A 13619-nucleotide genomic window follows, 5' to 3' on the forward strand; every position below is an offset into this window, starting at 1 on the left:
GTTGAGAATTTGCTATGTTAGCGGCATGCACGAAGCCAGTTCCAACCCCAATTCAGCCGACCCAGCGCCCCCCGACAACACCCCACCCCGCATCTACCTGCTGGCCGCCCACCCGAACTGGCGCGCCTCGCGCGTCAACCAGCATCTGCTGGACACGGCGCGGGCCCTGGCCGACACCGCCGACGGCCAGCACCTGGAGGTGCAAGACCTGTACGCCAACTACCCCGACTACAGCATCGACGTGGCGGCCGAGCAAGCCCGCGTGGAGGCGGCCGACCTGCTGGTGCTGCTGCACCCCATACAGTGGTACTCCATGCCCGCGCTGCAAAAACTGTGGTTTGACGAGGTGCTGACCTACGGCTGGGCCTATGGCGTGGTGTCTGCGGGCAGCGACGAAACCGCGCCCCAGGGCGCGCCCGGTACCGCGCTGCGTGGCAAGGCCTTGTGGCTGGTGCTGACCACTGGCGGACAGGAGGGCTCGTACCAACCCAGCGGCAAGCAGGCGTCGGATTTCGATGCCTTCCTGCCGCCCTACCGGCACACCGCCGCTCTGTGCGGCATGCGCTTTCTGCCGCCGCTGGTGCTGCACAGCGCCCACAGCGCGGGCAAGCAAGAGGTGCTGGCGCATATCGCGCAGTTCCGCCAGCGCCTGCAGCACTACCCCCATTGGCCCGAAGCCGCAACGGACATCTGATATCCCATGGAACACGCTCCCTCCTGGCTGGTAAACAGCTTTGTCTACCTGAGCGCGGCGGTCATCGCCGTGCCGCTGAGCAAGGCCCTGGGCCTGGGCTCCATCATTGGCTACCTGGCCGCCGGCATCGTCATCGGGCCCTGGGGTCTGGGCCTGGTGACCGAGGTGCAGGACATCCTGCATTTCGCCGAATTCGGCGTGGTGCTGATGCTGTTCCTGATCGGCCTGGAGCTGGAACCCAAGCGCCTGTGGAGCCTGCGTCGCCCCATCTTCGGCTGGGGCTCGGCCCAGGTGCTGGGCTGCGCCGTGGTGATACTGCTGGGCGGCATGGCGGCCGGGGCACCCTGGCGCATCGCCCTGGTAGCGGCGCTGGGCCTGGCCCTGTCCAGCACGGCAATTGCGCTACAGGTGTTTGGCGAACGTAATCTGCTGCCCACGCGCAGCGGGCAGGCGGGGTTTTCCATCCTGCTGTTCCAGGACGTGGCGGCCATCCCCATCCTGGCGCTGCTGCCGCTGCTGGGCGCCATTTCTGAAGAAAATGATGCGCTAGCGCATATATCACCTGCGCTGGCAGCTCTTAAAACAATAGCAGTCATCGCCGGAATTGTGTTGGGTGGCCGGCTGCTGCTGCGCCCGCTGTTCCACTGGATTGCGCGCAGCAAGACGCCCGAGATCTTCACCGCGGCCGCCTTGCTGCTGGTGGTTGGCATTGCCTCGCTGATGCTGTCGGTAGGCTTGTCGATGGCGCTGGGTGCCTTTCTGGCTGGCGTGCTGCTGGCCGAGAGCGAGTACCGGCGCGAACTGGAGACCGATATCGAGCCCTTCAAGGGCCTGCTGCTGGGCCTGTTCTTCATTGCCGTGGGCATGAGCGTGGACTTTGGCGTGCTGCTGCGTTCGCCGGGGCTGATGGCGGCCATCGTGGCCGGCTTTCTGCTGGCCAAGCTGCTGGTGATCTACGCCATCGCCAAGGCCATGGGCGTGCCCTTCCAGGAGCGACCGGTGTTCACCGTACTACTGGCGCAGGGCGGTGAATTTGCCTTCGTGGTGTTCCAGACCGCCACGGCGGCCCAGGTGTTTTCTGCGCAGACCTCGTCCCTGCTGATCGGCTCGGTGGCAGTATCGATGCTGGTCAGCCCGTTGCTGCTGCTGGCCATCGACAAACTGCTGCTGCCACGCCTGGCGCAGCGCGGCGGGCCGCAGCTGGAAGAGCTGACCGAGCAGCAAGAGGCGCCCATCATCATTGCCGGTTTTGGCCGCTACGGCCAGATCGTGGGCCGCATGCTGCTGGCCGAGGGCATAGGCGCCACCGTGCTGGACCATGACGCGGAAATGGTGGAGACCATCCGCCAGTTCGGCCTTCGCGTGTTTTACGGCGACGCCACCCGACTGGACCTGCTGCGCCTGTCGGGCGCTGCCACCGCCAAGATCCTGGTCGTGGCGGTGGACGACAAGGAGCAGAGCCTGAAGATCGTGGACATCGCACGCGAGCACTTCCCCAACCTGGAGATCGTCGCCCGGGCCCGCGACGTGCCCCACTGGTATGCGCTGCGCGACCGGGGTGTGCAGCGGGTAGAGCGTGAACTGTTCGAGTCCAGCCTGCGTAGCGCGCGTTCGGTGCTGGAGCTGGTGGGTTACCCGCCACACGAGGCGCGGCAGCAGGCCATGCGCTTTCGGCGGCACAACATCGGGTTGTTCGAGCAGATGTACCCGCACCGCAAAGACCGCAACAAGCTGATCGCCGTGGCCACCGAAGGCCGCCAGCAGCTAGAGGAGCAAATGGCCCAGGAGCGGGAAGAACAGGCGCAACGCCGGGCCAAAACCCGGGGGCACTGAGGCCCAGACCGTTTTTACTCGACCACCTCGGGCTCATCCAGCGGCGCCGCCGCCTGGTAAGCGGCGGCCATCTTGGCCACCTCGTCGGCCAGCACCTGGCGCAGGCTGGCCGGGCCGAGCACCACGCAACGTGCGCCGTGGCGCAGGATGTCGCTCATCAGTTCCCGATGGTCCATGTAAGGCACGCGCAGCAGATAGCTGCCGTCCTGCTGAACGCGGCCCTGCTGCTGGGAATGCCACTGCAAGTGCGCCGCCTCCGCCGCATGCTCCGCCCCAAACTGCAGCCGCGCCCAACGCACCCTGCCACTGGGGTAGATGCCGTACAGCGGGCCAAAAGCCGCATCCAGCTTGTCAGCGCCCATGTCCACCGCGCCGGTGCCCAGCACCTGCACATCGATGATGGCCGCCACCTCCACACTGTGCAGCGCGCTATGGCCGTGGCACCACACCTCCAGGTACCAGACGCCCTGGTACGACACCATCCGCAGAGGCGAAACCTCACATCCCACCAGCGTGAGCTCGCCCTTGGTATAGGTCAGCAACAGGCGCTTGCGCCGCACCAGGGCCTGGCCCACACGCTCAAAGTACCGCGGCGTAGCTGGTTCCCGCTCGAGCCCGACGATACGCACGCGCTCACGCAGCTCCTGCAGCTCGACGTTGTCGCTTTGCAAAAGTGCCATCAGGCGCTCGGCCTCGGACACGGGGTTGAGTATCAGCCCCCCGGTATCCAGGCAGGCCAACAGATGCTGCAAGGTCAGCAAGGCCTGGATCTCAGCCGGTGAAAACCACAGGCCCGGCAGCTCATGGGCACTGGTTCTGGGCTCCTGCAATGCCGCAAGCCGGTAACCGCCCGCAGCGCGGCTCCATTCAATGGGCAATTTCAGCCGTTTGCGCAGGTCGTCCAGGTCACGCTTCAGCGTTGCACGGGATACTTTCAGTTCATCCTGCAGCGCAGCGAAGCTGATGACCTTGTGTTGGCGCAGTAGCTGGTCGATTTTGTAGAGGCGCCCCGTCTGGTCCATGGTATCTCCGGAGATGGAATCAGGTATTCAAGTAACAGATGTAACCATTTAATTCCATAGCCATGCAGAGAGCAAGGCACTTTTACACAGCGACCTAGCGAGTTTCCCTTGGTTCAACTGTATACAAGCCACATCCTTGCGACATATTCATGCAACTGCAGCGCCTACTTTACAGTGTCTTGCAGCTGCTGCTTACCAGTAAACAGCCTACCCAGCATCCAGAAAGCTGTGGCGAATCGAAACTCCATCCACAGCTTTACTAACGCCACGCTCAAGAACAGCGATGACACCGCGAAGTTGCGCGCATCCAACAAACCCCGCCACGCGAACGGAATCCATGCGCACAAACTGCCGCGGAGCTTGAGCGACAACGCCCCGGTTTGGCCGTGGTAGGCTTGGCGCCATGTTCAATCCCTCGCAAGCCGATGTTCGCCGATTTTTCTGTACTGTTTACGCCAAGGCGAAGGCAGGTCAAGCACTAGAAGCTATTGAAACCATAGCAAGCCAATGGATGGACGAGCATCCTGAATACCATGCCGATCTGCAGGATCTGGATGCCGCCCTGGCCCGAAATTACGATCTGGAGGCGGGCGCGACCAACCCCTTTCTGCACCTGTCCATGCACTTGTCGATCAGCGAGCAATGTTCCATCGACCAGCCGCGCGGCATACGCCAGGCGGTGGAGCTGCTGACGCGGCGGCGCGACTCGCTGCACGCGGCGCACCACGAAACCATGGACTGCCTGGGCCAGATGCTGTGGGAAAGCCAGCGCGCCGGCCGCCCGCCCGATGGCGAAGCCTATATCGCCTGTGTGCAGCGCCAGGCAACACGGGATTGAAGTCCTGGGCACCCAAGACACCACTTTCAGCAACCATCAAAAAAGCCCGCGACAGCGGGCTTTTTTGTGACCTAGGCAGACTTAACGGAAGCGCGACTGCGGCACGACCTTCAGCTCGCTGTCCAGCGAGTGCACATACGAAGCCAAGGCCTTCAGTTCGGTATTGGAAAACTGCTTAGCCACGCCGCCCATAATGGCATTGCCGCGTCCCACCAAGGGATTTCCCTCGGTCTTGTACGCCTTCAAAGCAACATAAAGATAGTCCGCATGCTGACCCGCAATCTTGGGATAGCTGGGGTCGATAGGTTTGGAGAAATTGTCACCGTGGCAGGACACGCAAGCGCCCTTGGTCAGCAATGCCGTCACCTGGGCAGAGGGCTGCACGGTGGGCTTGGCTGGCAGCGTTGCGCCCTCCACCACACCCAGGCTGCTGTAATAGGCTGCCACGTCCGCCATGTCCTGGTCGCTGAGCGAATCGGCGATGCCGCGCATGGTGGGGTGTTTGCGGTCGCCCTTCTTATAGGCGTTCAACGCAGAGATGATGTACTTTGCGCCCTGCCCGGAAATCATGGGCACCTTGTGCACTTCGGGGAAGCTGGCCTGGTAGCCCTTGATGCCGTGGCAGCCAATGCACATGTCCACCTTGGCATGCCCCGCTTTGGCATCTCCCACAATGTCTTGTGCACTCACCAGAGTACCCACCGAAGCTACTGCAAACGTCAACACCGTGGTCAATAATTTATTCATTTTTTGCGCGCACAATCTGGGGGAGAAACAAGCTTGTACATCAAGCTCGCCGACGTGCGCGGATTATATGCGTCGGTAATTCAATCCCACCCATCCTTCTGCACCCACCATGAAGTTTCAAGGCTCCGACAATTACGTTGCTACCCAGGATTTGATGTTGGCAGTCAATGCAGCGGCCACGCTCAAACGACCGCTGTTGGTCAAGGGAGAGCCCGGCACGGGCAAGACCATGCTGGCCGAGGAAGTAGCCGCCGCCTTGGGCATGCCCCTGCTGCAATGGCACATCAAATCCACAACCAAAGCGCAACAGGGTTTGTATGAATACGATGCCGTCAGCCGGCTGCGTGATTCGCAACTGGGCGACGAGCGGGTCAAGGACATCCATAACTACATCGTCAAGGGCGTGCTATGGCAGGCCTTTACCGCAGACGAACCGGTGGCCCTGCTGATCGACGAAATCGACAAGGCGGACATCGAATTCCCGAACGACCTGCTGCGCGAGATCGACCGCATGGAGTTCTACTGCTACGAGACGCGCGAGCTCATCCGTGCCAAGAACCGCCCCCTGGTGTTCATCACGTCCAACAACGAAAAGGAACTGCCCGACGCCTTCCTGCGGCGCTGCTTCTTCCACTACATCCAGTTCCCCGACGCCGGCACCATGCAGAAGATCGTGGACGTGCACTTCCCCGGCCTCAAGAAAGAGCTGCTGGCTGCGGCCATGAAGACCTTCTACGACGTACGCAATTTGCCGGGTTTGAAAAAGAAACCATCCACGTCCGAGCTGCTGGACTGGCTCAAGCTGCTGGTCGCCGAAGACATTTCGGCCGAGGCACTGCACAGCCAGGACCATAAGGTGGCAGTACCACCCCTGGTAGGTGCCCTGCTGAAGAACGAGCAGGATGTAAGCCTATTTGAGAAGCTGGTGTTCATGAACCAGCGCAACCGCTAACCTTGCCATCCACAGTAGGAGTTTTGGAATGAGTTTTGTACAAGCTGTCAACCTGCGTGCCCGCGGTGTCTTGCTGGAACCCATGGAACTGCAGCACGAAGCCGGCCTGCAAGCCGCCGCAGCCGATGGCGAACTGTGGAACATCCGCGTCACCTCGGTACCCGAACCCGAGAACACCCGCTGCTATATAGAGACCGCCCTGAAGATGCGCACCGATGGCAACCGCTTCGCGTTCGTAGTCAAAGACGAGGCCACTGGCCGCATATTGGGGACCAGCAGCTACCACGACATCCTGCCGGCTGTGAAGCGCGTGGAGATTGGCTACACCTGGTACGGCAAAAGCAGCCAGCGCAGCCACGTCAACACCACGGCCAAATTGCTGTTGATGACACACGCATTTGAAACCCTGGGCTGCCATGTGGTGGGCTGGCGCACCGACAACTTCAACTTCGCGTCGCAAGCTGCCATCGAACGCCTGGGCGCGAAGAAAGACGGCGTCATCCGTGGCCATGCGGTGCGGCGCGACGGCACCATCCGCGACACCGTGATGTACAGCCTGCGCAGCGGTGAATGGCCCGAGGTCAAAGCACAACTGCGGTACCTGTTGGACAAGCCACGCCCCTGAGCCTGCTTGCCACCGCCATGCTGATCGACTTCTTCTACACCCTGCGTTCCGCCAAGCTACCGGTCTCCGTCAAGGAATATCTGAGCCTGCTGGAAGCACTGAAGGCAGGTGTGGTCGGCCCAGCCAGCGAGGACGGCACATCCATAGACGACTTCTACTACCTCAGCCGCACCACCCTCATCAAGGACGAAAAGCACTACGACAAGTTCGACCAGGCTTTTGCCGCCTACTTCAAGGGCGTGGAGATGGTGGCCGACTTCACACAGAACATCCCGCTGGATTGGCTGCGCAAAAATCTGGAGCTGGACCTCAGCCCCGAAGAGAAAGCCCAGATCGAAAAAATGGGCTGGGACGCGCTGATGGAAACGCTCAAAAAACGTTTTGAAGAGCAGAAGGAACGCCACGAAGGCGGCAGCAAATGGATAGGCACCGGAGGCACCAGCCCCTTCGGCGCCAACGGCTACAACCCCGAAGGCATACGTATAGGCCAGGAGAAAAGCCGCCACAAAAGCGCGGTGAAAGTATGGGACCAGCGCGCCTTCAAAGACTACGACGACCAGCAAGAGCTGGGCACGCGCAACATCAAGATCGCGCTACGCCGCCTGCGCAAGTTCGCCCGCGAAGGCCATGCCGACGAGCTGGACCTGCCCGACACCATACGCAGCACCGCGGCCAACGCCGGCTTCCTGGACATCAGGATGGTGCCGGAGCGCCACAACAACGTGAAAGTGCTGCTGCTGATGGATGTGGGCGGCAGCATGGACGAACACGTACAGCGGGTGGAGGAACTCTTCAGCGCCAGCAAAAGCGAGTTCAAACACCTGGAGTTCTATTACTTCCACAACTGTGTTTACGACTTCATGTGGAAGCACAACCGCCGCCGCTACAGCGAAAAATTCGCCACCTGGGACATCCTGCACAAGTACAACAAAGACTACAAACTGATCTTCATCGGCGACGCGACCATGAGCCCGTATGAAATCCTGCAGCCCGGCGGCAGCGTGGAATACAACAACGAAGAAGCCGGTGCCGAATGGCTGCAGCGCCTGACCCGCGCCTTCCCCCAATTCGCCTGGATCAACCCCGAACCCCAAGGCCTGTGGCAATACCGCCAAAGCATTGCCATCGTCCAGCAACTGATGGGCCAACGCATGTTCCCCCTGACGCTCAAAGGCCTAGAAGAAGCCATGCGCTTGCTTTCCAAGTAGACGGATGCTGCGCAAAGTTATATTGATCACCCTCTGGGCATGGGCTTTTGCAGGAACTGCTGCATGGGCACAAACCCCTGCCAAATCGGCGTTTGACCTGCGCATCAACGCGCCCGCCAATCTGACCGACATGCTCACGCGCCACCTGGAGCTGCAGCGCTACCGCAGCCTGACCGACCTGGACGCCACCGAACTCACGCGCCTGCTGCAAGCCGCAGAGCGCAATGCCCGGGACCTGCTGGCCACGCGCGGCTACTTTGCACCTACGGTCACGCTGACCACGGTAGACACCCCACAAAGTCCCACGGCCCCGGTCGAAGTGGTGCTGACTGTGGACCCCGGTGTGCCGACCCGCATCAGCGAGGTCCACATAGACTTCAGCGGCCCGCTGGCCGACGACCCCGACAGCGCCCCCCTGCGCGAAAGCATACGCGCCGACTGGCAGCTGCACCCTGGCGACACTTTTACCCAGGACGGCTGGGACGACGCCAAGACCCAGGCCCTGCGCAGCCTGACCGTGCAGCGCTTTCCCACCGGCGAAATCCAGAACAGCCTGGCCGACATCGATCCCGACACCCACCAGGCACGCCTGGAGGTCACTCTGGCCTCGGGACCGGCATACCGGTTTGGCGCCATGGAGATACGTGGCCTGGAACGCTACGACGCCGACCTGGTGCGCAACCTGGCCCAACTGCCCAGCGGTTCAGACTACACCCAGGCCCAGCTGCTGCAGGCCCAGCAACGCCTGGCCGACAGCGGCTACTTCGACTCGGTCTTTCTCACGCTGGACACCGCCGGCGACCCCGCAGCCGCCCCCGTAGTTGCGCAACTGCGCGAGGCCAAGCTGCAAAAGCTGGTGCTGGGCGTGGGCTTCAGCACCGACAGCGGGCCCCGTATATCCGCCGAACACACGCACCACCAGTTACCCTGGATTGGCTGGCGCGGCGTCTCCAAGCTGTCGCTCGACCACAAGACCCAGACGCTGGGCACCGAACTCACTTCGCACCCCGACGAGCGCAGCTGGCGCTGGGTCACCTCCGCGCAGCTGGAGCGCGAAGCCGTCAGCGGCACCGTGACCAACAGCCAACGCCTGCGCGCCGGCCGCACGCAAATCAACGACCACATCGACCGCAATATCTACCTGCAGTACGACCAGGCCACCACGACCACCGACTCCGAACCCCAAAGCACGGCCAGCGCCATCAGTGCCAACTACGCCTGGACGCAGCGCAACTTTGACGACATCCGCACCCCCACATCGGGCTACGGCGTGGCCGTAGAACTAGGCCAGGGTCTGACCTTGGGCAGTGACCGCCAGCCCTTCACCCGGGTGCTGACACGCTGGCTGGGCTACTTCCCGCTGAGCCGCCTGTTGCCGGCGGATGGCCCGTCCATGCGCCTGGGTCGGCTGGCCATGCGCGCAGAAGGTGGTGCCGTGGTGGCCAAGGCCAGCGCCAACGTGCCCAGCACCCAGGAATTCCTGACCGGCGGCGACACCACCGTGCGCGGCTACAGCTACCACAGCATCGGTATCGTGGCCGCGGACGGCACGGTCAGCGCCGGGCGCTACATGGCCTCCGGCAGCCTGGAATGGCAGCGCCCCATCGTCTACAACGGCCGCACCACCGAGTGGGAAAGCGCGGTGTTCGCCGATGCAGGTGCGGTGGCCAACACCATCGGCTCGCTGGAAACCAAGGTCGGCGTGGGCGCCGGCGTGCGCTGGCGCAGCCCGGTTGGCCCGGTACAGATCGACCTGGCCTACGGCCTGGCCACCCACAAGATGCGGCTACACCTGAGCGTAGGGTTCAGCTTCTGATGGCGATCTGGCGACCTTCACGTAAAAGCCTGCTGTGGCTGCTGGGTGCGCCCTTGGCGCTGCTGGCCCTGGTGGCGGCCCTGACAGGCGGCATCTGGCTCTGGCTGGGTGGCGACACCTCGCTGGCCACGGCCCTGGGCCGGGTGGCACCTTATCTGCCGACCGGCCATTCGCTGGAGGTGCGCGACGTCAGCGGCTCGGTGCGCCAGGGCGGCCACATTGGCAGCCTGCATTACCAAAGCCCGGACATCACCATAGATGCGCAAGACATCGCGGTGGAATGGCAGATCCAGCCCCTGCTGCAACGCAAGCTGCACCTCAGCCAACTGCGCGTGGCACAGCTGCGCATCACGCAAGCACCCTCCACCACCCCCAGCAAGCCGCTGACCGAACTTGTCCTGCCGCTGCAGCTAGATGTGGTATTTGCGGTAAATGACCTGCAATGGACCGGTCCGCCCGCGCTGCAGGCCAGCCAACTGGCAGGCCGCTACCGTTATGACGGCAGCCAGCACCAGCTGAAGCTGGACAGCCTGCGCATTGCATCCGGCCAGTACAGCGGGCAAGCCCAACTGCAGGCACGCAACCCCATGGCCCTGGAGGCCAAGCTACAGGGCCAGGTGGAAACCAGCATCCCAGGCAGCAAAGCCCCCTTGCACATCGCAGCCAGCGCCTCCGCCCAAGGCCCCTTGGCCGGCCAGGACGCCCAGCTGGAAGTACTGGCCCAGCTGACGCCAGACAAAGCAGCCCAACAGCCCCTGCAAGCCACCGTGACAGCGCAAGTCCGCCCCTGGGCAGAACAGCCACTGCACCAAGCCGAGGCGAAGTTTCAGGACCTCAACCTGGTCGAGCTCTGGCCCGAGGCACCACAAACCCGCTTAAGCGGCAGCGCCCAGGTCACGCCCGATGCGTCCAGCACGCCAGGCGGCCGCTGGAACGCCAGCGCAGCCGTGGACAACCGCCTCAGCGGCCCTTGGGACAAGGGCCGTATTCCGGTAGACAGCGCACGTGCCCAGCTGCAGTTTCAACAGGGTGCCTGGGTGGTGCAGTCGCTAACCGCCCAGCTGGGCCAGGGCAGCCTGCATCTGCAAGGCCATTTGCAAAACCATTTGGACGGCACGGCCAGCAACGACTGGACTGCCCAGGCCGAGCTGCAGCGCATCACCCCCTCGGCCTTACATACCAAGTTGGACCCGGCGCCGCTGAACGGCCAGCTCAGTGCACAAAGTCGTAGCGCCGCCATCAGCTTCACCGCCGCCTTGCAACCTGCTGGTGCAGCGCCCGCGCGCTCGGCCCTGAACGGCCTGCGCATACAGCAGGCACGTGCCGTAGGCCGCTGGGCCCAAGGCACGCTCAGCCTGGCCACCCTACAGCTGCAGACCGACGACGCGCAACTGCAGGGCCAACTGGACCTGACGCTGGCCAGCCGCGCGGCCAAAGGGCAGCTACAGCTGAGCCTGCCCGGCGCCAAGGCCGACCTGCAAGGCAACCTCAGCGCCCAGCAGGGCGCGGGCAATGTCAGCCTGCACGTCACCGACGCCGCAGCCACCACCCAGTGGCTGGCCCGCCTGCCCGGCCTTGCCACCAACCTGCAAAACCTGGCCATCAAGGGCCAGGCCGACCTGAGCGGCCACTGGACCGGCGGCTGGGCCAATCCCACAGGCTCCGCACAAAAATCAGGCACCAATGGACTGGACCTACAAGCCCAACTGAGCTTGCCCACGCTGGAGCTGCGCCCCGCTAGCGGCGACCCCATCTTGCTGCGCAATGGCAAGCTGGACCTGTCCGGCAGGCTGCAAGCGCTGGACCTACAACTACAGGCCGAACTGGCCACCGGCACCCAGCAGCTGAAATTGGACAGCCGCGCCAGTGCCGACCTTTCCGCCCCCAACCAGTGGCAGGCCCGTATCGCCAGTCTGGTGCTCCAGCTGCAGGACAGTACCCGGCCCGGGCCGTGGCGGCTGCAGCTGGACCAGCCACTAGCCCTGAAACTGGCCCGTAGCGCCGGCACCACGGCATTGGACGCCGCCGCCGGCACCGCCAGCCTGACCGGTCCGGCACCGGGCAGCGCACGCATCAGCTGGCAGCCCGTAGCCTGGGTCCAGGATGGCGCGCACACCCGGCTGCGCACCCAGGGCAGCGTGCAAGGCATCACCATGGGCTGGCTGGAAACCCTGGCCGCCAGCAGCGGCCAACTGGCACAACTAGGACTGAAGGGCGACCTGGTGCTGGACGGCGACTGGGACATCCAGGCCGCCCAGACCCTGCAGATCAGCGCCAACCTCAGCCGGCGCAGCGGCGACATCCTGCTGCAGACCAGCGACGACACCGGCCCCGCACGCGCGGGCTCCGCCAACACGGCCAGCACCATCAGCGCCGGCATCCGTACCGCCAGCGTGGGGCTACGCAGCAATGGCAACCAGTTGCGCGCCAGCCTGCGCTGGGACAGCGAGCGCGCCGGCCAGATCGAGGCCAACCTCGGCACACAAATCAACAACAGCGATAGCGGCTGGACCTGGCCGGCCGACGCGCCACTCAGCGGCAGCGTGCGCGCAGAGTTGCCCCGGGTCGGCATCTGGTCCGTGCTGGCCCCACCCGGCTGGCGCATGCGCGGCACGCTGGCCGCCAACGCCACACTCAGCGGCACCCGCCAGGCACCGCAATGGGCCGGTACGCTGCAGGCCGACGACCTGGCGCTGCGCTCGGTGGTGGAAGGCATAGAACTGCGCGACGGCCGCTTCCGCGCCACGCTGGAAGGCCAGCGCCTGAACATCAACGAATTCAGCCTGCGCGGCGCACCCACCGGTGGCACGGCCGCACCGGCAGGCAGCGACGGCGGTACGCTGACCGCCACCGGCTTCGCCCGTTGGTCCAGCGTGGCTCCGGCTGGCATCCAGCTGGACCTGCAAGCCCAGGCGCAGGCTCTACGCGTCTCGGCCCGGGCCGACCGGCGCCTGTCGATCTCCGGCAAGCTGCAAGCCCATCTGGAGCAAGGCAAGCTCAGCCTGCAGGGCGCACTGAAGGCCGACCAGGCGCTGTTCATCCTGCCCGATGAAACCGCCCCCAGCCTGGGCGGCGACGTGGTGGTGCGCACCCGCAGCACCGGGGCCACAGCTACCACGGCGGCCACACCCACAGCCTCCAAGAATACGCCCGACATCACGCTGGACCTGGACCTGGGCAACGACTTCCGCCTGGTCGGGCGCGGCCTGGACACCCGGCTCACCGGCCAGCTCAAGCTGCGGGCCGGCCCCACCCTGGCCGGCCCGCGCGTCACCGGCGAGCTGCGCACCGTGCGCGGCAGCTACCGCGCCTACAGCCAGAACCTGGATATTGAGGAAGGCATCCTGCGCTTCAACGGGCCTTTTGATAACCCGTCGCTGGACGTGCTGGCGATCCGCCCCAACCTCAGCGTGCGCGTGGGGGTACAAATCACCGGCACCGCCTTGGCGCCTCGGGTGCGCCTGTATTCCGACTCCGACCTGTCCGATGCCGAAAAACTCGCCTGGCTGGTGCTGGGACGCAGCGCCGCCAACGGTGGCGCAGAAGCCGCCGTGCTGCAGCAGGCAGCGCTGGCCCTGCTAGGCGGCAATGGCAAGGGCATCTCGGGCGGACTGGCATCGGCGCTGGGCCTGGACGAGCTATCGTTCAGCGGCAGCGGCACCAAGACCGACGGAACCACCACCGCTGCCGCCGTCACATTCGGCAAACGCCTGTCGCGCGACTTCTACGTTGCCTACGAGCACAGCCTGGCCGGCACGCTGGGCACGCTCTACATCTTTTACGACCTGAGCAAACGCTTCACCCTGCGCGGCCAGACCGGCGAACAAAGCGCGATCGACCTGATCTTCACGCTCACCTACGACTGAAGCTGAGAACGTGTTCAC

General features: G+C 64.1%; 10 protein-coding genes. 8 read left to right on the forward strand and 2 right to left on the reverse strand.

All coding sequences use genetic code 11. The annotated features are described in order from the left end of the window. The first annotated feature begins 25 nt into the window (after positions 1-25). Positions 26-694, forward strand: coding sequence for a glutathione-regulated potassium-efflux system oxidoreductase KefF (kefF, locus tag AC07VY_RS07675; RefSeq protein WP_495097119.1), 669 nt, complete (start codon positions 26-28; stop codon positions 692-694). A 6-nt stretch (positions 695-700) separates the two neighbouring features. Further along, positions 701-2527 carry a glutathione-regulated potassium-efflux system protein KefC gene (gene kefC, locus AC07VY_RS07680; RefSeq protein WP_495097118.1) on the forward strand — a complete coding sequence of 609 codons (1827 nt, stop codon included), beginning with the start codon at positions 701-703 and terminating at the stop codon, positions 2525-2527. Positions 2528-2541: 14 nt separating this feature from the next. Here the strand turns inward: kefC and AC07VY_RS07685 are convergent, their stop codons facing one another. Beyond that, positions 2542-3549 carry a helix-turn-helix transcriptional regulator gene (locus AC07VY_RS07685; protein WP_495073753.1) on the reverse strand — a complete coding sequence of 336 codons (1008 nt, stop codon included), beginning with the start codon at positions 3547-3549 and terminating at the stop codon, positions 2542-2544. 403 nt (positions 3550-3952) lie between these two features. Between AC07VY_RS07685 and AC07VY_RS07690 the strand changes: the two genes are divergently transcribed. After that, complete coding sequence (locus AC07VY_RS07690; RefSeq protein WP_495097117.1) at positions 3953-4387, forward strand: DUF1841 family protein; 435 nt, start codon at positions 3953-3955, stop codon at positions 4385-4387. Positions 4388-4468: 81 nt separating this feature from the next. Here AC07VY_RS07690 and AC07VY_RS07695 read toward each other — a convergent pair whose 3' ends face one another. Beyond that, on the reverse strand, positions 4469-5134 hold the full coding sequence (locus AC07VY_RS07695) for a c-type cytochrome (protein WP_495097116.1): 666 nt from the start codon (positions 5132-5134) through the stop codon (positions 4469-4471). Positions 5135-5243: 109 nt separating this feature from the next. Here AC07VY_RS07695 and AC07VY_RS07700 point away from each other — a divergent pair, with 109 nt between their 5' ends. The 5 genes from AC07VY_RS07700 to AC07VY_RS07720 are packed head-to-tail and all read left to right on the forward strand — an operon-like array spanning position 5244 to position 13601. Continuing rightward, entirely contained in the window at positions 5244-6086 is an 843-nt protein-coding gene (locus AC07VY_RS07700; protein WP_495073756.1) for an AAA family ATPase, read from the forward strand. A 28-nt stretch (positions 6087-6114) separates the two neighbouring features. Then, positions 6115-6711: a GNAT family N-acetyltransferase gene (locus AC07VY_RS07705; protein WP_495097115.1), complete on the forward strand. Its 597-nt coding sequence runs from the start codon at positions 6115-6117 to the stop codon at positions 6709-6711. Between the two features lie 17 nt (positions 6712-6728). Next, positions 6729-7919: a vWA domain-containing protein gene (locus AC07VY_RS07710; RefSeq protein WP_495073758.1), complete on the forward strand. Its 1191-nt coding sequence runs from the start codon at positions 6729-6731 to the stop codon at positions 7917-7919. 4 nt (positions 7920-7923) lie between these two features. Further along, positions 7924-9735 carry an autotransporter assembly complex protein TamA gene (locus AC07VY_RS07715; RefSeq protein ID WP_495097114.1) on the forward strand — a complete coding sequence of 604 codons (1812 nt, stop codon included), beginning with the start codon at positions 7924-7926 and terminating at the stop codon, positions 9733-9735. Next, a complete protein-coding gene (locus AC07VY_RS07720) occupies positions 9735-13601 on the forward strand; it encodes a translocation/assembly module TamB domain-containing protein (protein WP_495097113.1) in 3867 nt (1288 codons plus the stop codon). Before AC07VY_RS07715 ends, AC07VY_RS07720 begins: the two co-directional genes overlap by 1 nt. The last annotated feature ends 18 nt before the right edge of the window (positions 13602-13619 follow it).

Source organism: Rhodoferax sp. GW821-FHT02C08 (assembly GCF_059421805.1).

Coding starts and splice junctions, on each gene's coding strand:
- AC07VY_RS07695 (WP_495097116.1), bottom strand. CDS start 5,134: ATGAATAAATTATTGACCACGGTGTTGACGTTTGCAGTAGCTTCGGTG.
- kefF (WP_495097119.1), top strand. CDS start 26: ATGCACGAAGCCAGTTCCAACCCCAATTCAGCCGACCCAGCGCCCCCC.
- kefC (WP_495097118.1), top strand. CDS start 701: ATGGAACACGCTCCCTCCTGGCTGGTAAACAGCTTTGTCTACCTGAGC.
- AC07VY_RS07715 (WP_495097114.1), top strand. CDS start 7,924: ATGCTGCGCAAAGTTATATTGATCACCCTCTGGGCATGGGCTTTTGCA.
- AC07VY_RS07685 (WP_495073753.1), bottom strand. CDS start 3,549: ATGGACCAGACGGGGCGCCTCTACAAAATCGACCAGCTACTGCGCCAA.
- AC07VY_RS07710 (WP_495073758.1), top strand. CDS start 6,729: ATGCTGATCGACTTCTTCTACACCCTGCGTTCCGCCAAGCTACCGGTC.
- AC07VY_RS07705 (WP_495097115.1), top strand. CDS start 6,115: ATGAGTTTTGTACAAGCTGTCAACCTGCGTGCCCGCGGTGTCTTGCTG.
- AC07VY_RS07700 (WP_495073756.1), top strand. CDS start 5,244: ATGAAGTTTCAAGGCTCCGACAATTACGTTGCTACCCAGGATTTGATG.
- AC07VY_RS07690 (WP_495097117.1), top strand. CDS start 3,953: ATGTTCAATCCCTCGCAAGCCGATGTTCGCCGATTTTTCTGTACTGTT.
- AC07VY_RS07720 (WP_495097113.1), top strand. CDS start 9,735: ATGGCGATCTGGCGACCTTCACGTAAAAGCCTGCTGTGGCTGCTGGGT.